Origin of the sequence: Hydrocarboniphaga sp., from assembly GCF_965279055.1 — a bacterium.
In the GTDB taxonomy this organism is placed as follows: Bacteria; Pseudomonadota; Gammaproteobacteria; order Nevskiales; family Nevskiaceae; genus Hydrocarboniphaga.
In genome coordinates this window covers 2759933-2779477 of record NZ_OZ257125.1, presented here as the reverse complement: position 1 = coordinate 2779477, position 19545 = coordinate 2759933, and the positions used below count along the sequence as shown (strand labels likewise).

Annotated in this window: 16 protein-coding genes; 12 read left to right on the top strand and 4 right to left on the bottom strand. The window is 66.9% G+C overall.

Annotation, left to right across the window (positions count from 1 at the left end; genetic code table 11):
* The first annotated feature begins 10 nt into the window (after positions 1 to 10).
* The 7 genes from bcsD to ACQZF9_RS12550 are packed head-to-tail and all read left to right on the top strand — an operon-like array spanning position 11 to position 13305.
* Positions 11 to 493, top strand: coding sequence for a cellulose biosynthesis protein BcsD (gene bcsD / locus ACQZF9_RS12580; protein WP_428309315.1), 483 nt, complete (start codon positions 11 to 13; stop codon positions 491 to 493).
* A gap of 22 nt (positions 494 to 515) precedes the next feature.
* Positions 516 to 1361: a BcsR/BcsP family cellulose biosynthesis protein gene (gene bcsR, locus ACQZF9_RS12575; protein ID WP_428309314.1), complete on the top strand. Its 846-nt coding sequence runs from the start codon at positions 516 to 518 to the stop codon at positions 1359 to 1361.
* Positions 1362 to 1381: 20 nt separating this feature from the next.
* Entirely contained in the window at positions 1382 to 2158 is a 777-nt protein-coding gene (bcsQ, locus tag ACQZF9_RS12570) for a cellulose biosynthesis protein BcsQ (RefSeq protein WP_428309313.1), read from the top strand.
* 9 nt (positions 2159 to 2167) lie between these two features.
* Complete coding sequence (gene bcsA / locus ACQZF9_RS12565) at positions 2168 to 6682, top strand: UDP-forming cellulose synthase catalytic subunit (RefSeq protein ID WP_428309312.1); 4515 nt, start codon at positions 2168 to 2170, stop codon at positions 6680 to 6682.
* A gap of 37 nt (positions 6683 to 6719) precedes the next feature.
* Positions 6720 to 7862, top strand: coding sequence for a cellulose synthase complex periplasmic endoglucanase BcsZ (gene bcsZ / locus ACQZF9_RS12560; protein WP_428309311.1), 1143 nt, complete (start codon positions 6720 to 6722; stop codon positions 7860 to 7862).
* On the top strand, positions 7847 to 12805 hold the full coding sequence (locus ACQZF9_RS12555; protein WP_428309310.1) for a cellulose synthase subunit BcsC-related outer membrane protein: 4959 nt from the start codon (positions 7847 to 7849) through the stop codon (positions 12803 to 12805). The genes bcsZ and ACQZF9_RS12555 overlap by 16 nt, the downstream gene beginning before the upstream one ends.
* Positions 12802 to 13305 (top strand): tetratricopeptide repeat protein, encoded by a 504-nt coding sequence (locus ACQZF9_RS12550; protein WP_428309309.1) that lies wholly within the window; start codon positions 12802 to 12804, stop codon positions 13303 to 13305. Before ACQZF9_RS12555 ends, ACQZF9_RS12550 begins: the two co-directional genes overlap by 4 nt.
* A 105-nt stretch (positions 13306 to 13410) precedes the next feature.
* On the opposite strand, the gene ACQZF9_RS12545 is transcribed toward ACQZF9_RS12550, so the two are convergent.
* The gene (locus tag ACQZF9_RS12545) at positions 13411 to 14181 is read right to left on the bottom strand and encodes a ParA family protein (RefSeq protein WP_428313424.1); all 771 of its coding nucleotides are present in this window, start codon (positions 14179 to 14181) and stop codon (positions 13411 to 13413) included.
* Positions 14182 to 14321: 140 nt separating this feature from the next.
* Between ACQZF9_RS12545 and ACQZF9_RS12540 the strand changes: the two genes are divergently transcribed.
* A complete protein-coding gene (locus ACQZF9_RS12540; protein WP_428309308.1) occupies positions 14322 to 14777 on the top strand; it encodes an acyl-CoA thioesterase in 456 nt (151 codons plus the stop codon).
* 44 nt (positions 14778 to 14821) lie between these two features.
* Here ACQZF9_RS12540 and ACQZF9_RS12535 read toward each other — a convergent pair whose 3' ends face one another.
* Positions 14822 to 15256, bottom strand: coding sequence for a DUF3293 domain-containing protein (locus ACQZF9_RS12535; RefSeq protein ID WP_428309307.1), 435 nt, complete (start codon positions 15254 to 15256; stop codon positions 14822 to 14824).
* Positions 15253 to 15783 carry an alpha/beta fold hydrolase gene (locus ACQZF9_RS12530; RefSeq protein ID WP_428309306.1) on the bottom strand — a complete coding sequence of 177 codons (531 nt, stop codon included), beginning with the start codon at positions 15781 to 15783 and terminating at the stop codon, positions 15253 to 15255. Before ACQZF9_RS12530 ends, ACQZF9_RS12535 begins: the two co-directional genes overlap by 4 nt.
* 40 nt (positions 15784 to 15823) lie before the next feature.
* Here ACQZF9_RS12530 and ACQZF9_RS12525 point away from each other — a divergent pair, with 40 nt between their 5' ends.
* The 4 genes from ACQZF9_RS12525 (at position 15824) to ACQZF9_RS12510 (ending at position 19185) form a co-directional block, all read left to right on the top strand.
* A complete protein-coding gene (locus ACQZF9_RS12525) occupies positions 15824 to 16117 on the top strand; it encodes a hypothetical protein (RefSeq protein ID WP_428309305.1) in 294 nt (97 codons plus the stop codon).
* Positions 16114 to 16410 carry a hypothetical protein gene (locus tag ACQZF9_RS12520; RefSeq protein ID WP_428309304.1) on the top strand — a complete coding sequence of 99 codons (297 nt, stop codon included), beginning with the start codon at positions 16114 to 16116 and terminating at the stop codon, positions 16408 to 16410. The genes ACQZF9_RS12525 and ACQZF9_RS12520 overlap by 4 nt, the downstream gene beginning before the upstream one ends.
* 30 nt (positions 16411 to 16440) lie before the next feature.
* A complete protein-coding gene (locus ACQZF9_RS12515) occupies positions 16441 to 17871 on the top strand; it encodes an alpha/beta hydrolase family protein (RefSeq protein WP_428309303.1) in 1431 nt (476 codons plus the stop codon).
* Between the two features lie 192 nt (positions 17872 to 18063).
* Entirely contained in the window at positions 18064 to 19185 is a 1122-nt protein-coding gene (locus ACQZF9_RS12510) for a beta-ketoacyl-ACP synthase III (protein ID WP_428309302.1), read from the top strand.
* Here ACQZF9_RS12510 and ACQZF9_RS12505 read toward each other — a convergent pair.
* The gene (locus ACQZF9_RS12505; protein WP_428309301.1) at positions 19149 to 19427 is read right to left on the bottom strand and encodes a hypothetical protein; all 279 of its coding nucleotides are present in this window, start codon (positions 19425 to 19427) and stop codon (positions 19149 to 19151) included. The two genes, ACQZF9_RS12510 and ACQZF9_RS12505, sit on opposite strands and share 37 nt — an antisense overlap.
* Positions 19428 to 19545 lie beyond the last annotated feature (118 nt).

Below are 19545 nucleotides of genomic sequence, written 5' to 3'. Positions count from 1 at the left end.
AAGGGAACGCATGAGCGATTTGGAGCAGGGCAGTCTCCAGTATTTTCACAGCCGAGCGTCCCACAGTCAGTGGTTGCCTCTGCTGCGCGCGCTGGCCGATGAATTGAATGCCCAGATGCCGCCGGAGGAGTTGCGCTCTTTCTTCTATGCCATCGGCGGCCGCATCGCCGCCGCCGATCCTTTGCCGGTAGGCACCTCGCTGGCCGATCTGGAACGCAGCGCCAACGACTGGTTCGGCCGTCTCGGCTGGGGCTGGGTCAAGGTGCGCGATCTGCAGACTTCCCTGGAATTCGTCCATGCCTGCGCGCCGCTGCGCCAGGCTTTCGGCGACGCCGCGCTGGCCTGGTCGCCTGCCGTGATCGAGGGCATTTACGCGAGCTGGCTGAAGCGCCTCGGCGCCAGCGGCGCGCTGGAGCTGCATCAGGTCGGCGGCGTCGAGACGCCGGTGGACGCGATGCGCTTCCGCCTGGCCCACCCTAGCTACTTCATCTAGAACGCCGCAGCGCCCGCCCGCCATGGCCGCCGATCGTAGCGACGACATCAAGCAACTGTTCTCCCACCTCGGCCTGAACCCGGGCGACTACCAGGAGATTCGCGAAAAATCGCGCGCCGCGCCGCGTGGTGAATCGCTGATGCCGACCGCCGCGAAGCCGACGCCGCCGACGGTGATACCGGCTGCCGCGCCGCCGCCAACGGTGCAGATCGCGCCGACGGTTCCGGTCCTCGCTCCGGTGCCGACGGTCGCACCGCTACCGCCGGTGCACCAGGCTCCGGCAGTGGCGAGCTTCGTGCCGCCGTCGCCGGCTGCAGCCACCGCAGCCGCTGCAGCCGGCGCCGACCTGTCGACGCGCTGGTCGCTTTTGCGCGCAGCGGTGGAGACGCCGACCCGCGTCGCCCAGATCGCGCGCAGCCCGACCACGACGGCGCCGGTCGACATGCCGGCGCCGGCCGAAGACGCGCCGACCCGCCGCCTGTTCCAGGAGCTCAGCCGGCGCCCGGTCGACGAAGCCGTGGACCAGCTCACCGAAGCCGCGCGCCGTCGCTGGCAGCAACCGCCGCAAGCGCCGCCGCCGCAACCCGCTTCGGCCGGCCCGGGTGAAACCCGCGTCTGGCAGCAACCGGTCCAGTCGCCGCCGATCCTTGCCGCTGAACCCGAAGCCGCACCGCAGCCCGTCGCCAGCGGCGAACTGCTGAGCACGTTCCAGCGCCTGGTCGCACCGTCAAGCGTGCCGCAACAGAAGCCGGCGCGGATGCGCTTCAACTATCAAGCCGACGCCAAGGCGCCTCGTGCGATGCAAGCGCGCGAGGAGAATCTGGACGACGTTTTCAGCCGGATTTCCGACCCGCGTTTCCCGCGCTGAACGGTCGGCGGCGCCTCTCGATGACAGCACGCTCAACGGTCGTGGCCGTGGTTTCGCCCAAGGGCGGCGTCGGCAAGACCACGGTCGTCGCCAACCTGGCGATGGCGCTGACCGATCGCCGCCAGAGTGTGCTGGCGCTCGACCTGGACCCGCAGAACGCGCTGCGCCTGCACCTGAAAATGCCGGTCGCCGACTCGCGCGGCCTGGCGGTGCAGTGCCTGCAGCAGGCGAGTCTCGACCACGCGGAATTCCTCAGCCCCTACGGCATGCGCCTGCTGCCTTACGGCTCGCTGGCCGAGGACGATCGCCGCGAATTCGAGCGCATGCTCGACCGTGACCCGCAGTGGCTGCGCCGCCAGCTCGACGCGGTGCCGATCGCGCCGGGCACGATCACGCTGATCGACACGCCGCCGGGCGGCTCGGTGTATCTGCAGCAGGCCCTGCTGGCCGCAGACCTGGCGCTGATGGTGCTGTTGCCCGACGCCGCCTCGTTCGTCACCATCGCGAGTATGGAAAGATGGCTGGCCGACTACTGCCGTTCCCGGTCAGAGTTCGCCGGCTCCTACTACGTGGTCAATCGCATGAATGCTGCCCGCCCGCTGTGCCGCGATGTGCTGGGCGCCATGCAGCGCGAACTCGGCTACCGGCTCACACCGACGGTGCTGCGTTTCGACGCGATGGTAGAGGAGGCGATGGCCAGCCAGGCACCGGTGTCGCGTTACGCACCGGATTCGCTGGCCGCACAGGACGCCGCCGCGCTGGCGGACTGGCTGCTGGCGCAGGTTGAGATCGCTTAGGGATCATTGATGGCCTTGCTCAACAATCTGGACCGCAACATCGAGAACCTGATCGAGAAACCGATCTGGGAACACCGCTGGGCGCTGTGGGGCGTGCTGCTGATCTGTCTGCTGCCGATCTACGTGGTGATCACGGTGCCGCTGTCGCTGAGCTGGCAGCTGGCTTTCGGCGCCGCGATGTTTCTGTCGGCGACCTGGCTCAACCGCATCGAAGGGCGGCTGGTGTCACTGATGATGATGGGCATCTCGGTGCTGGTGTCGACGCGCTACCTGTACTGGCGCGTGACCGAATCGGTGGGCTTTTCGCAGCATTCGCTGCTCGACAACGGCTTTGCGATCGGCCTGATCCTGGCCGAGTTCTACGCCTACGTGGTGCTGGTGCTGGGTTATTTTCAGGTGCTGTGGCCGCTGCAGCGCAAGCCCAGCCCGCTGATGACGCCGCCGACCGAATGGCCGACCGTCGACATCTACATCCCGACGTACAACGAGCCGCTGAAAGTGGTGCGGCCGACGGTGCTCGCGGCTCTGGCGATGGACTGGCCCAAAGACCGTTTCAACGTCTACGTGCTCGACGACGGACGCCGCCAGGAATTCAAGGATTTCTGCGCCTCGGTCGGCGCCACGCACATCACGCGCAACGATTCCAAGCATGCCAAGGCGGGCAACCTGAATCGGGCGATGGAGAAGACCCACGGCGAATACATCGCGATCTTCGACTGCGATCACGTGCCGACGCGCTCGTTCCTGCAGATCACGCTCGGCTGGTTCCTGAAGGACAAGAAGCTGGGCATGCTGCAGACGCCTCACCACTTCTTCTCGCCGGACCCGTTCGAGCGCAACCTCGGCACCTTCCGCAAGGTGCCCAACGAGGGCGAGCTGTTCTACGGCCTGCTGCAGGACGGCAACGATTTCTGGAACGCGACGTTCTTCTGCGGCTCCTGTGCGGTGCTGCGCCGCACCGCGCTGATGGAAGTCGGCGGCATCGCGGTGGAGACCGTCACCGAAGACGCGCACACCTCGCTGAAGATGCACCGCCGCGGCTGGAACACCGCGTACATCAATCTGGCGCAGGCCGCGGGCCTGGCCACCGAATCGCTGTCGGCGCACGTCGGCCAGCGTATCCGCTGGGCGCGCGGCATGGCGCAGATTTTCCGCGTCGACAATCCGATCCTGAAGGGCGGCCTCAAATGGGGCCAGCGGCTTTGCTACACCAACGCGATGCTGCACTTCTTCTATGGCCTGCCGCGGCTGGTGTTCCTGACCGCGCCACTGTCGTATCTGTTCTTCCAGGCGCACATCATCCAGGCCGGCGCGCTGCTGATTCTCGCCTACGCGGCGCCGCACATCATGCACGCCAACCTGACCAACTCGAGGTTGCAGGGGCCGTTCCGGCACTCGTTCTGGGCCGAGGTCTACGAGACCGTGCTGGCGACCTACATCCTGGTGCCGACGCTGCTCGCGCTGATCAACCCGAAGCTGGGTACGTTCAACGTGACCGCGAAAGGCGGTCTGGTCAGCCACGAGTATTTCGACCGCGACATCGCCAAGCCCTACGTCACGATCCTGGTGCTGAACATGCTCGGCCTGGTGGTCGGTTTCGTGCGGCTGTTCGTCTGGAACACCCACGAACTCGACACCGTGGTGCTGAACATCCTGTGGACCACGTACAACATCATCATCGTCGGCGCGGCGCTGTCGGTGGCCTGGGAATCGCGGCAGATCCGGGCAGCGATTCGTGTCAGCACCGACATCAGCGCGCGCGTGCGCGTGCCGGGCGGGCCGGAAATCGCGGCGACGACCATCGACCTCTCCGAAGGCGGCACCGCGCTGACCCTGAGTCAGCCGCTGCATCTGCCGCTGGAGTCGCACGTGCAGGTGGCGCTGGCACCGGAATACAAGCTGGTGTGGATCGACGCGCACGTGACGCGCTCCACCGGCGACACCCTGGCGATGCAGTTCGCCGAGATGAACCTGCGCCAGGAGAGCCAGCTGATCTACGCGATCTTCGGCCGCGCCGACGCCTGGGTGCACTGGGCCGAGAATCGTCCGATGGACGACATGAAAGAATCCTTCAGACAAGTGTTGACACTGGGCGTGGTCGGCACGCTCAGGATGGCCAACGTGGGTTTTGCTACGGCGGGAAGTGAAATGAAACAGTATTTCAAGAAGTTCATCCGGGTGCTGCGACCGCGCAAGGCGGTCACCGCCGGTGTGCTGATCGGACTGGCCTGCGGCAGCGCCGGCTACAGCCAGCACGCCCGGGCTCAGGCGCCGGACACTTACAACGCGCAGGCGCCGGGCATCTCGCAGCCCGCCGGGCTGGTGCCGTCCTCGGCGGTGCAGCCGGTGCTGGCGCAGCCGACCGCGCTGGCCTCGGCGACGCGCACCGAAACGCGCTCGCTGAGCTTCAAGGACCTGGGCGTGCAGAAGCCGATCCGCCTGCGCGGTTCGCAGGGCGAATACGCGATCCCGCTGTCGGTGCGCGACGACGAGGTCGTCACCAAGGCCAGGCTGAAGATCAAGTTCGCGCACTCGCCGGCGCTGCTCTACAACATCAGCCATCTGAACGTGCTGGTGAACAGCGAACTGGTCGGCACGATCCGCATCAACGACGACACCGCCGGCGGCGCCGAACGCGAAATCGACGTCGATCCGCGGCTGTTCGTGCAGTACAACCAGATCGGCCTGCAGGCGATCATGTCTTACACGATGGACTGTCAGAACCCGGTGGATTCCAGCCTCTGGACCATCGTCAGCAACACCTCGTCGCTGGATGTCGAAGTGCAGCCGCTGGCGCTGCCGAACGATCTGAAGACCTTGCCGCAGCCGTTCTTCGACGCGCGCGATTCGCGCAAGCTGACGCTGCCGTTCGTGTTCACCTCGGTGCCCGGCCTGGCCGAGCTGGAAGCGGCCGGCGTCATCGCCTCGTGGTTCGGCTCGATCGCGACCTATCGCGCGGCCAGCTTCCCGGTTTACATCAACCAGCTGCCGCCGGGGCATGCGGTGGTGATTTCCGCCAATGGCGCATTGCCCGACGGTCTGCAGATTCCGGGCGGCAACGGCGGCGCCAAAGTCAGCATGCTCGACAACCCGCGCGGCCGCGGCGCCAAGTTGCTGGTGGTGTCGGGCAGCGACGGCGCGGCGCTGAACATGGCGGCGCGCGCGCTGACGCTGAGCACCCAGGCGCTGGGCGGCGACACCGTCGCCGTGCGCGAACTCACCGAGCCGAAAGAGCGCCGCGCCTACGACGCGCCGCGCTGGATCCCGACCGACCGGCCGGTACCGGTGGGCGAGCTGGTCGAGCCCTATGCACTCGAGGCCACCGGCCTGTATCCGGAGCCGATCCGCATCCCGTTCCATGCACCGCCCGATCTGTTCACCTGGCGCGGCGACGGCATGAAGCTGAAGCTGAAATATCGCTACACGCCGACCGTGGGCTCCAAGTCGACGCTGAACATCAACAGCAACGGCGAGTTCGTCTCGGCCGTGGCGCTGTCGTCCACCGGCGAAGACCAGGCTTCGGCCGACCGCATCAACCTGCCGTTCGTGGGCACCACCGACGCGATCAACAAGGCCACCGTCTACGTGCCGGACTACAAGTTCGGCGCCGACAATGCACTGCAGTTCCAGTACTACTTCGAGCGCAAGAAGGAAGGCCCCTGCAAGGACGTGGTGCTGGACAACCTGCGCGGCTCGATCGATGAGGACTCCACGATCGACCTGTCGGCCTACCCGCATTACACGCATCTGCCGGAGCTGGCGCTGTTCGCCAACGGCGGCTTCCCATTCAGCAAGTACGCGGACCTGTCGCAGACCGGCATCGTGCTGGCGGACTCGCTCGGCGCCAAGGATGTCGAGGCGTACCTGACGGTGATGGGCCGTATCGGCAACGCCACCGGCTATCCGGCGTATCGCTTCAAGCTCGGCCATGCCGCGGACGTCGGCAGCATGTCGGACCGCGACATCCTGGTGCTGGGTTCCGGCGCCAGCCAGCCGCTGCTCGACCAGTGGGCCGAGCGGATGCCGATGACCTTCTCCGGCGGTGTCACGCGCCTGCGCATCATCGGCCCGGTCGAGCGCCTGCGCGCGCGCTGGGAAGGCCGTGACATCGACGCGGCGATGGATCATGCCGGCAACGTGATCCTGCAGGCCGGCCGCACCCTGGCGGCGATGATGAGCTTCGAATCACCGCTGTCTTCGGGTCACACCGTGGTGGTGCTGACCGCCGGCGACGGCGATCGCCTGGCCGAGCTGGCCAGCATCCTGTCGGACAGCGGCAAGACGCAGTTCCTGCGCGGCGACCTGGTGCTGCTCAACGGCGACGAGATCAACCACTACGTGATGGGCAGCCAGTACACCGTCGGCCATCTGCCGTTCTTCACCGCACTGCGCTGGTGGTTCGCGCAGCAGCCGGTGGTTTTGGCCTTCGTCGCGCTGCTGGCGGCGCTGCTGGTGGCGACGGTGCTGTTCCGCACGCTGCGTCGCATGGCGGTCAAGCGCAAGACCGGCGGCGGTGGTCACTGATCCGATAGCGAACAGCAGGCGACCGGGAACGGCTGGCGTGAGAGCGGCCTTGGTGACGCTGACGGTGGTGGTGCTCGCAGCCGCCGCTGGCTTCGGCTGGTTGTGGAACCGCGCCTACGGCCCCTGGCCGCAGTGGCAGGCGTACGCCGAGCACTTCGTCCAGCCCGACGGCCGGGTCGTCGATATCACCGCCGGCGCGCGCACCACGTCGGAAGGGCAGGTCTACTCGCTGTTCTTCGCGCTGGTCGCCAACGATCGGCCGCGTTTCGACGCGATCCTGAAATGGACTCGCGACAACCTCTGCGGAGGTGACTTCGCCGCGCAGCTGCCGTCGTGGCTGTGGGGGCAGAAGCCGGACGGCAGCTGGGGCGTGCTCGATCCGAACCCGGCGGCGGATGCCGACCTGTGGCTGGCCTACACGCTGCTGCAGGCCGGGCGCCTGTGGAACGACGCGGCGCTGAGCCAGAACGGCCGCGTGTTGCTGTGGCAGATCAAGGAGCACGAGATCGCGGCAATGGGCGCCGCCGGCAAGCTGCTGCTGCCGGCGCCGAACGGTTTCGTGCTCGACGCGACGCACTGGAAGCTCAACCCGAGCTACTACCCGCGCTTCCAGTTCGCCGGGCTGGCCACCGAAGATCCGTCCGGCCCGTGGAACGAGCTGTGGCAGAACTACCAGCGCCTGCTGCCGCAGGTCGCGCCGATCGGCTTGGTTCCGGACTGGTTTTTGCTCGACGAGAAAGCCCAGGTGTCGCCGGACATCGGCAACGCCAACCTCGGCAGCTACGACGCCATCCGCAGTTATCTGTGGGCCGGGCTGTCGACGGCGATGGATCCGGACGGGGTTCGCCGCTACGGCGGCTTCCTGGCCGCGATCAAGGCCAACCGGACGCCGCCGGAGAAGATCGATGTCGCCTCGGCGGCCGTGATTAGTACGAACACTCCAGTCGGGTTCAGCGCGGCTGTATTGCCTTGGCTCAAGGCCTTGGGCGAAGATGTTGCAGTAGAAAATCAACAACGGGAATTGCAGAGCCATCGCACGGATGGCCTGCTGGGGCGTCCAGCCCATTACTACGATCAGGTGCTGGCGTTGTTCGGCGAAGGCTGGATCTCCGGGCGCTACCGGTTTGAAGCGGACGGGCGCGTAACGCTGAGATGGGAGAGCCTATGGTTCGGACTGTGAAATCGACGGCTGCAAAACAGCGCGCGGTGCTGACAGTGATGCTGCTGTCCGCCACGACGTGGCTGATGCCGTCTGTTGCACAGGCGCAGGCCTCCACCGACCAGCTCGCCACGCAGGCGCATTACTGGGAAGACAAGGGCCGCTACGATCTGGCGCGCGAATCCTGGCTCAAGCTGCTGCGCGTGTCGCCGGACAACCCCGACGCGCTCGGTGGCCTGGCGATGGCCGAGGCCAAGAGCGGCCGTGGCGCTGCCGCCCAGGTCTATCTGGACCGTCTGAAAGCGACGAATCCGAACGCCGGCACCAGCCGCATCGAAGACGCGATCCGCACCGGCAGCTTCGACCAGGACAAGTTGCAGGCGCCGCGCGCCCTGGCGCGCGACGGCAAGTACGACGAGGCGGTGGCCTCGTATCGCCAGATCTACAACGACGATATTCCCGACGGCCGCCTCGGCCTGGAGTACTACCAGACGCTGGCCGGTGCGACCAATGGCTGGGAGCCGGCGCGCGCCGGCATCGGCAAGCTGGCGACCGCGCATCCCGACGAGCCGCTGTATCAGCTGGCGCTGGCGCAGCATCTGACCTATCGCGAGGAAACCCGCCGCGACGGCATCGCCAGCCTGCAGAAACTCGCCGGCCAGCCGGGCATCGCCGCGCCGGCCGAGCAGGCCTGGGCGCAGGGCCTGATCTGGCTCGGCGCCAAGCCCGGCGACGAGCATCTGTATCAGGCCTACCTGGCCAATCACCAGAACACCCAGGTTTCGGCCAAGCTCGAGACACTGCGCAGCGGTCAGGCCGCTGCCGCCGCCGCGCCGGGCAAGTCCGGCTACCCGGGGCCGGGCAGCGCGCCCAAGGCGCTGACCGCCGAACAGATCCGCGGCCAGCAGGTGCAGGCCGCCTACGAAAAGCTCAACGACAACGAGCTCGTCGAAGCCGGCTCGATGTTCGAGCAGATCCTGTCCGGCTCGCCGGACAGCGACGACGCGATCGGCGGCCTCGGCATCGTGCGGCTGCGCCAGGAGCGTTACGGCGAAGCGCGCCAGTATCTGCAGCAGGCATCGAGCATGGCGCCCAAGCGCGCCGCACGCTGGAAAGAGGCGCTGAGCAGCGCCCGTTTCTGGGAGCAGGTGCGCGCCGCGCAGGCCGCGCGTACCGCCGGTGATCTGAGCGGCGCCGAGAGCATGCTGCGCCAGGCGATCGCCACCGATCCGGCGCTGGCGGCCAAGGAGACCTCGGTCAAGGGCTCGCTCGCCGATATTCTCAGCGAAGGCGGCGACGTCGACGGCGCCGAAAAGCTGTATCGCGAAATCCTCGCCTCCAAGCCCGACGACATCAGCGCGACGCGCGGCCTGATCGCGGTGCTGGTCAAGCGCAACCGCCTGCCGGAAGCGCTGAACCTGGCCGACCGCCTGCCGCCGGACCAGAAGGACGAGCTCGGCAATCTCGGCACGCTCAAAGGCCAGTACCTGCGCGACCAGGCCAAGCTCGCCACCGATGCCAAGGACGACGCCCAGGCCGAGACCCTGCTGAAACAGGCTTTGCTGGAAGATCCGGAAAGCCCGTGGACGCGCCTGGACCTGTCGCGCATCTACCAGCGCCAGCACCGCACGCGTGAAGCCAACACCCTGATCGACGGCCTGCTGACCGGCGGCAGGGCGATGCCCGAGGCCCTGTACATCAAGGCGCTGCTGGTCGCCGAGCAGGAGAACTGGCTAGAAGGTCTGCAGATCATGGAGCAGATCCCCTACGAGCAGCGCACCCAGCCGATGGCCGATCTGCAGCGTCGCCTGTGGGTGCGTTACCAGACCACGCGCGCCGGCGTTTACACCAAGTACGGCCGTCCGCAGGAAGCGGCCGCGATCCTGCAGCAGGTCGAGCCGTTCGCGCAGGACAATCCGGAAATGCTCGGCGCGCTGGCCACCGGCCTGGCCGAGGTCGGCGAAGACGGCCGCGCGCTCAACTACATCCGCCAGGCGCTGTCGCGCCAGTCCACGCCCGATGTCGGCCTGCGCATGCAGTACGCCGGCCTGCTGTTCAAGCTGCGCCAGGACGCCGAGTTCGAAGTCGTCATGGAAGAGCTGATCAAGGTGCGCAACCTCGACGAGCAGCAGTCGCTGGACCTGGCCAACCTGCGCATCGCGTATCGGCTGCGTCAGGCCGACCTGGTGCGCGAGGAGGGCAACCTGGCGCGCGCCTACGAGTACCTCGAGCCGCTGCTGCGCGTGAACCCGAACGATCCGCGCCTGGTGATGGCGCTGGCGCGCCTGTACAGCGACGCCAAGGAATACGATCACGCCGCCGAGTTGTACAAGAAGGCGCTGCAGACCGATCCGAACAACCTGGACGCCTACAAGGGCGCGGTCAGCGCGGCGCTGTCGATGAACCAGCCCGAGCAGGCGCAGTCGCTGCTCGACGACGCGATCCGGCTCGATCCGCAGAACCCGCGCCTGTACGCACTGGCCGCCCGCACCGCGCGTGCCCGCGGCGAAGACGGCCGCGCCCTGCAGCTCTACCAGCAGGCGCTGCGGCTGGATCAGGAACACGGCGGCGACAGCGAATTCGGCGACGGCCGCTACACGCCGCAGCTGTATCTGCTCGATCCGACCAGCAGCCCGGTCAACAACCCGTTCTATGGCCCGACGCCGCCGACCCAGGTGCCGCGCGCGCAGACGCCGTTCATGGGCTCGCTGGATACGGCGCCGGTCGTGGTGGCCGCAGCGGCGCCAAAGCCGCTGCCGGCGAAAGCGGTCAAAGCGGCGCGCCTCGACACGGTTCCGGTCTCCGCGGCCGAAAAAAAAAAGCAGCTGACGCGGGCGCCGGCACGCGCGCCTGAACCCGTCGCGGTTTCGAGCCGCGCCGCGCCACGTCATCGCCCGCCGCCGCGCGGCGACTACGTCATGACGACGATGCCGCGCTGGTGGAAGAGCGGCCGTCTGATCAAGGTTTCGACCTATCCCGAGGGCACCGTCGTGCAGATCCCGGCGGCGCCGGTGTCGACCACGCAAGGCTGGGTGCAGACCGCGCCGGATCGCTACAGCTACGGCGTGCAGACGGTGCAGCCCTCGGCCGCGCCAGTGCAGCCGCAATACGCGCAGCCGGTGACGTCGTTGCCGTCCTATGTGCCGCGCCAGCTGGCGCCGAGCACGCAGCTGACGCAGCCGCGCGCCAGGCCCCAGCCGCGCTCGACCCTGCGTGAAGAAGTGCAGCGCGAAATGGGCGAAATCACCGGCCAGCCAGCCGAGCCGTATATCGCGCCGTCTCCGTCGAGCGCACCGCGTCTGCAGACCATGGGTGTGCCGCAGCAGCAGCCGGCGCAGCCTTCCGGCTACCCGGCCGGCGCGCTGCGTGCGCAGCAACAGATGCAGCAGCAGTACGTTCAGCAGCAGGTGATCGTGCCGCAGCAGCCGTACATCGTCTCGGCGCCGGCGCAGACCCTGGCGCCGCCGGGTGTCGGCGCCACCGAAGCGGAGTACGCGCGCCAGGGCCTGCGCGTGCTGCCCGGTCCGCCCGCGCCGGTTTACAACGCACCGGTGCAGGTGCAGACCTACGTGCTGCCGGCGCCGCCGGTGCAGCAGGTTCAGCAGGTTCAGCAAATCCAGCCGATGCCGAGCTACCAGCCGGCACCGGTGCAGGCCGCGCCGGTCTATGGCGTGCCGATCGCGCCGAACTACGGCATGCAGCTGCGCTCCGATCCGGCGCTGCAGACGCCGGACTTCGTGCTGTCGCGTCGCCGGCCGACATCCGACCAGCCCAACGAAGTGCTGCGCGAAATCGCCGACATCAATGCCAAGCGCACGACGTACGCGAGCTTCGGCCTGAGCCTGCGCAGCCGCGACGGCCAGTCCGGCCTGGACAAGCTGACCGACCTGGAAACGCCGGTGGAATTCAGCGTCGCCGGTGTCAGCGCCGGGCGCTTCAAGCTGCGCGCGGTGCCGGTGTTCCTCGACGCCGGCACGGTCTCGGGCCAGCAGATCCCGCTGTTCGGCGCGATGGCCCTGGTCGATCCCAACGACGGCTACAGCTTCAGCCAGAGCGAGTCCGGCATCGCCGTCGGCGCGGCTTACGAAGTCGGCGATTTCAAGGCCGATTTCGGCTCGTCGCCGCTGGGCTTCCCGGTCGAAACCCTGGTCGGCGGCATCAACTGGCGGCCGAGCATGGACAAGGTCAGCTTCAAGCTCGACCTGTCGCGGCGCGCGGTCACCGACAGCCTGCTGTCGTATGCGGGTACGCGCGATCCGGCCACCGGCAATATCTTCGGCGGCGTGACGAAGACCGGCGGCCGTCTCGACGTCGCCTACGATCTGGGCCAGTTCGGCGTCTATGCCGACGGCGCCTATCACGTGCTCGACGGCCAGAACGTTGCGCGCAACAGCGTCTACGAAATCGGCGGCGGCTTTTATGCGCGCGCGCTGGAGCGCCGCGACATGCGCATCACCTACGGCGTCAATGTCACCACCTTGTTCTACGACAAGAACCTGCGCCGCTTCACTTACGGCCAGGGCGGCTACTTCAGTCCGCAGAGTTATTTCTCGGTGGCGATCCCGGTGGAGTGGAGCGGCGGCCGCGATCGTTTCTCGTACAAGCTCAACGCCGCGATCGGTATCCAGTCGTTCAAGGAAGACGCCAGCGCCGCGTTCCCGAACAACTCCGACCTGCAGTCGGCGATCGAGACGTTCGTGATCGACAATCCCGACAGCACCGCGGTCGCCGGCTATCCGTCGCAGAGTTCCACCGGCATCGGCTTCAACTTCGGCGGCGCTTTCGAATACCTGATTTCACCGAACCTGATCGCCGGTGCGCGCTTCGGCGTCGACAATGCGCGCGACTACGAGGAGGCGCAGGCGCTGGGCTACATCCGCTTCAACTTCAGCGGTCAGCGCGGCGTGATGAGTCCGCCGGGGACCCTGATGCCGTTCTACGATTTCGGAGACCCGACCCAATGAAGCCCGTCCTGATGTCGCTGCTGCTGTCGGCTGCGGCCAGCCTGGCCGCCTGCAGCATGGACGGTGGAGTGTCGCCGTCCTCGTCCGGTGCCTATGTTCCGTCGCCGAGCGCCGGCCCGGCCTATGCCGCCGGCGGTTTCGACAGCACCGCCAAGAACAGCCTGGCCAATGGCGACATCGCCGGCGCCACCGCCGGCTTCGGCCAGGCGGTCGACACCAATCCCTTCGATCCGATCGCGCTGAACAATCTGGCGGTCGCCAAGACCGAGGCCGGCGACTTCCACACCGCGCTGGACCTGCTGGAGCGTGCCGAACGGCTGGCACCGCAGAACACCGAAGTCGCCGCCAACCTGGCGCGCCTGCGCAGCTGGAATCAGAACTACGCGATGCAGGACGGCAGCACCCTGGGCGAGGCCGGAGTGCCCAGCGGTACCACGTTCAAGAACCTGCCGCCGGAACCGCCGCAGCTGTGGGATACGCGGACCAGCGCGGAGAAATGACATCCGGACGTCGTCCGGATTCATCCCCTGTAGGAGCGGACCCTGTCCGCGACCGTGCCGTCTGGGCCTCAGTCGCGGACAGGGTCCGCTCCTACGGTTGAAGCCTCAAGCCTCGCCGCTCAGCGCATCGAACAGCGCCAGGTACTCCTTGGTCACCCGATGCGAGCCATCGAGATAGATCATCGGGCAGTGCTTCTCGTGGCTTTCCTTGACTCGCACCGAGCTGGAGATGGTTTGTTCCAGCAGCGGCCGGCCTTCGGCCTTGAGTTCGCCCACGACCCGCTGTGGCAGGTTGCTGCGTGACTGGAACTGGTTGACGACGATGCCCTCGATCGCCAGGTCCTCGTTGTGGTCGCCGCGGATTTCCTCGATGTTGTCGATCAGCGTGTACAGCGCCTGGCGCGAGAACTCGTCGCAGTCGAACGGGATCAGCACGCGGTCGGCGGCGATCAGCGCGCTGCGCGCGTAGAAATTCAGCGCCGGCGGCGTGTCGATGAAGATCGCGTCGTAGCCCTTGATTTTCTTCAGCGCGTCGCGGAACTTGTAGATCTTCTGCTTGGCTTCGAGCTTGACCGTGAGTTCCTCCAGCCGCGGATCGGCCGCGACCACGTCGAGGTTCTCATACGGGCTATTGGTCGCGTAGCTGACGAAGGGCGGAGACTGCAGCGAGAACGACAGGGTCGACTCGAAGAAGTCCGCCACCGTGCGATCCGGCTTGGCCGCGCCGGCGCCGAGCAGGTATTGCGTCGAATTGCCCTGGGTGTCGAGATCGATCACCAGCGTGCGCAGGCCGCGCGAGGCGGCGATTGCCGCCAGGTTGCAGACGATCGTGGTCTTGCCGACGCCGCCTTTCTGGTTGAACACGACCCGCTTGATCATTCGGCTAGTCCTGATGGCTGGAACCTAAGGGTAAGGCGCGCGCAGCTTGCCCAATGCTAGCCCGATGTTCCTTGGCTGCGCAGACAGGCGCATGACAGCCCACGCAGAAAGCTTGCCGATGCGGCGATAATCCGCGCATGACCGACGAAAACACCGCCGCTGCCTTGCCCTGGGACGTCGCCGCGCCGTTCACGCAGCGTGTCCTCGTCGGCCCCGAGCATCTGGACGCGTTCCAGCACACCAACAACGTCATTTACCTGTCCTGGCTGGAGCAGGTCGCCTGGGGCCATTCGCAGACCCTGGGTCTGGACTTCGACGATTACCAGCGCCTCGGCGCCGGCTGCGTCGCACGTCGCCACGAGCTGGATTACCTGGCCGCGACCTTCGAAGGCGACGTGCTGCACCTGGCGACCTGGATCGCCGAGACCGACGCGCGGCTGACGATGTGGCGCGCCTACCAGGTGATCCGCGAAAGCGACCAGCGCACGGTGCTGCGCGGCCGCACGCAATGGGTCTGCGTGGATATGGTCAGCGGCAAGCCCAAGCGCATGCCGCCGGAATTCGTCGCGGCGTATCGCGTCAGTGGTGGCTAGCGTGTGTTGCCCCTCTCCCGCACGCGGGAGAGAGGAAGCAAAGCCTAGTTATTCAACCAGAGCAGCCGCGGCGCCTCGCCGATCTTCGCCGTGACCAGCGCGTTCTGGTAGAAGCGCTCGCCCAGGTCCATGACCCAGACGCGGTCGGCGTCGGCCAGCAGAAAGCCCGGCTCGTCCGGCCATTCGGCGCTGGGGTCGCAGTTCAGCGCCTGGAACCAGTTGCCGGAGCGGGTTTCGACTTCGTAGCGCAGCTCGTTGAAGTAGTACAGGTTCAACTCGGCGCGCGCCTGTTCCGAGCGTGGATTGCAGGGCGTGATGATGTACCACTCGCGCTTCAGGTTGGTGTGCTCGCGCAGCTGTCGCTCGGCTTCGGCATCGTACTGGCCGATGCGCAGCGTGATCGTTCCTTCGTCCAGCATCACCTTGTACTCGGTCTTGCGGTAGACCGATTCCCAGCGGCTTCTGACCGTGTCGTTCATGGCGACGAGTGTAAGCCCTGGGTGGTCTGCAGCGCGCGGTCCAGCAGGTCGGCGAACAGCACGCCGAGTTCGGGCAGGCGGTCGTTGAGCGAGTGATCGGAGGCTAGCAGGTGCAATGCGGCGCGGTGGCGCTCGGCGAAGCGCAGCGCCCGCTCGCGCGGCACGATCTCGTCGTCCCAGCCATGGACCACCGAGCACAGCGTCGGGATGCCCTCGGGCTCCTCGTCGTACTGGGGGAAGTACAGCGCCGGCGCCATCAGGAACAGCGCCGCGGGTTTCAGCGCGACGCAGGCCTGGGCCGAGACGTAGCCACCCATGCTCGAACCGGCCAGCACCAGGGTACGCGCGGCGGGGGCGAGCGTATGCAGCTGGGCCACGCGCTGCCGCGGATCATGCGTGTGACTATAATCCGGACTGATCACGTCGAAGCCGCGCGCCCGCGCGATCGTCGCCAGATGGTTGATCTTGATCCCCCAGGGACCGCTTTCCTTGCCATGGGCGAAACAGACCAGCTTGTCGGGAGTCATGAGCCTGGTGGGGTAGAGCTGAGGATGAGGAGCGGCGACCATGATAGCCAAAGCCCGCCGCAACGCCGCTGCAAAACGCCGCAAGGAGCCGCTGGACATCAAGCTCACGGTCGCTTTCCGTTTCGGTGACGAGCCGGAAGACCGTGTCACCGTGATGAACGATCGCGCGATCCCGCTGGTCGGAACGGTGTTCGAGTCGCGTGACAAGATCCTGCGCGGCTTTTCCAGACTGTTGTTCAAGGCCGCCGCGATGCAACCGAAAGTTGCGTCCGAGCTGGTGCCGATTTTCAAACTCGTGGGCGGCGTAGGCCGCCGGAAGAAAAAAACGAAATGAAGACGCTGTTGATGATCATCGATGCCTCGATCGCCTGCCTGGGCCTGACCATGGGCCTGGTGCAGGCGGTGGTCTGCATCCTCTACGGCTTCGTGCTCGACATGTCGCCGGCGCTGGTCAAGCAGCTGCCGATGCTGCTGTGGAGTACCGCGATCTTCACCGGCGTGGGCCTGGCATTTCTCGGCGTATTTTTCATGCTGCTGCGCGGCCGCAACTGGCGCTGGCCGGCGCAGGGCCTGGTGCTGGTGTCGCTGGCGCCGGCCGGCCTGGTGCTGACGCGTGTGTTCGCGTAACGCTCAATTGGTTCGTTCTGCGGAGGCTTCATGTCGATGCAAATAGCGGCACCGCGTCAATGGGAGTGGATGGCGCTGATTCCGCTGCTCGCCGGCCTGTACGCGCTGGTTTCGCACGAAGGCTTTCTGTGGTGGGTCTTCGCCGGCATTCCGGGAACGCTGGTGCTGGCTTCCGGCGTGGCCTTGCTGATGATGCCGGGCGATCCGCGCGTGACCGCGTACATGAGCCTGGGCTCGCTGGTCGGCGTGCTGTTCGCGCTGCCGCTGATCCTGGCGCATGGCTTCGGCGCAGCGCTGGTCGCGGCGCTGCTGTTCGTCGGCTCGTTCCTGGTCGCCGGCCGCACCGGGCTGCGCAATGAGCCGGTGTACGAGGGCGCGGCCGACCTGCATCTGGATGTGAAGATGGATGCGAAAGCGGCGCTGGACGAAGCCGTGCTCGGCTACTTCCTCGCGTCCGCCAGCGTGCCCAGCGGCGAGACCGCGGCGCGCATGAGCGAGGACGCGGTCAAGCTCGAGGCGATGCTCGACGCCAACGGCTGGCAGCAACACCCGGAGACCTTCCACAAGGAACCGCCGCCGCCGGAGCGCGTGCAGATCCACAAGGCGCGGCTGTTCGGCGTCGAGTACGAGCGCGCCAGCTTCGACAGCGGCTTCACGCTGCCGCCGGAACTGCCGGGCGCGCAGGTGTGGATGGGTTACGAGAAGAACAACCGCTGCGTCGCCAACGTGCTGCGCCATCCGGGCGCGCCGCGGCCCTGGCTGGTGTGTATCCACGGCTATCGCATGGGCGAAACCTGGCTGGATTTCAGCCTGTTTTCGCCGCAGTACCTGCATCATCACCTGGGCCTGAACGTGCTGATGCCGACCTTGCCGCTGCACGGCTCGCGCAAGATCGGACTGCGAACCGGCGACCATTACCTGGACGGCGATCTGCTCGACTTGCTGTATGCCGAGAGCCAGGCGCTGTGGGACCTGCGCCGCTGGCTGGCCTGGCTGCGCACGCAGGAGGAAAACCCGGCGATCGGGGTCTACGGCATCAGCCTCGGCGGCTACAACGCCAGCCTGCTGGCGGGCTACGCGGAAGGCCTGGACTTCGTCGTCGCCGGCATTCCGATCGTCGACCTGGCGATCGGCCTGTGGCGCTTCGTGCCGTCCATGCACCAGCGTTATCTGGCCTGGCGCGGGCTCGACGAAAAGCGCTACCAGGACATCCTGCGCGTGGTCTCGCCGCTGGCGCGGCCGCCCAAGCTCGACGAGCGCAACCTGCATATCTTTGCCGCGATCGGCGACCGCATCGTCGCGCCGCGCAACCCGGTGATGCTGTCGCATCACTGGAAAGTGCCGGTGACCTGGTACCAGGGCTCGCATCTGTCGATCCGCAACGAGGCCGCGCCGCGCCAGGTGCTGGAAGAAGCGATGGGCCGCGCCGGCTGGCGTTCCAGCGCCTACGCGACGATCTGAGTTGAACCCCTCCCCCTCCGGGAGAGGGGCAGGGGTGAGGGCCCATCAGTCGCATCGCAGTTTCCTCGTGTCTCGCAGTCCCTCACCCGGCGCTACGCGCCACCCTCTCCCGAAGGGAGAGGGCAATGCACTGCGCGGCTCAGCGGTTAGAATGTTGCCAATTCAAGAACGCTAAAGATGGCGGCCCATACGATGAAATCCGTCTGCATCAGCGGCACCGGCCTGTTCACGCCGGCCGAATCGATCTCCAACGACGAGCTGGTCGCCTGCTACAACGCCTACGTCGCCGAATACAACGAGCAGCATGCGGCCGACATCGCCGCCGGCGCGCTCAATCCGCTGCCGCCGTCGAGCTCGGAATTCATCGTCAAGGCCTCGGGCATCCAGGCGCGCTACGTCGTCAACAAGTCTGGCGTGCTCGACACCGCGCGCATGCGGCCGACGATCCGCACGCGCGGCAACGACGAGCCCTCGCTGATGGCCGAGATGGGCGTCGCCGCTGCGAAGCAGGCGCTGGAAGCGGCGAAGCTGCAGGGCAGCGACATCGACTGCGTGCTGGTGGCCTGCTCGAACATGCAGCGCGCCTATCCGGCGCTCGCGGTGGAAATCCAAAGCCTGCTCGGCGCCGGCGGTTACGGCTACGACATCAATGTCGCCTGTGCCTCGGCCGCGTTCGGCGTGCAGGCCGCGGTCGACGCGCTGCGCAACGGCAGCGCCACGCGCGCGCTGGTGATCAGCCCGGAAATCTGCTCGGGCCATCTGAACTTCCGCAATCGCGACTGCCATTTCATTTTCGGCGACGCCGCCACCGCGGTGGTCGTCGAGTTCACCGAAACCGCGAAAGGTCAGCGCAACTTCGAGATTCTCGGCACGCGGCTGCAGACGCAGTTCTCCAGCAACATCCGCAACAACGCCGGCTTTCTGAATTCCGCCGAAGTGCCGCCGCGGCCCTGGGACGACGTGCTGTTCCGTCAGGAAGGCCGCAAGGTGTTCAAGGAAGTGGTGCCGATGGTGTCCGAGCTGATCGCCGCGCATCTGGCCGATCTGAACATCGAGGCCAGCGGCGTCCGGCGCTTCTGGCTGCACCAGGCCAATCTGTCGATGAACGAATACATCACGCGCAAGCTGCTCGGCCGCGACGCCGAACGCTCCGAAGCGCCGGTGATCCTCGACGAGTACGCCAATACCAGTTCGGCCGGTTCGGTGATCGCATTCCACAAGTATCAGCAGGACCTGGTGCCCGGCGACATCGGCGTGCTCTGCGGTTTCGGCGCCGGTTACTCCGCCGGATCCGTGATCATGCGGCGCATCTGAGCGCGCACCGCGGTGGCCAGCGCCGGAGACAGCAGCAGCAGATTCACCGTCGAGGCGTAGATGCGCTGCTGTTCGCGCAAGGCGTCGATCACGGCGCGATCCGCCTCGTGATGCAGCACGCGAAAATCCTGGGCCTCACGCCATTGCGCTGCAATGCGCTTGAACGCACGGAACGCGCTGCCCTTGGCTGCGGCTTCCGCCTCGTCGCATTCGCGCAGCGTAGTCCAGTGCTGATCTTCCATCGCGCCATCTTAAAAGCTTCCCCTCTCCCCTTGTGGGAGAGGGTGGCCCGCAGGGCCGGGAGAGGGGTCGGGCGCCTCAACCGCGCAACCCCTCTCCGGTCGCTTCGCGACACCCTCT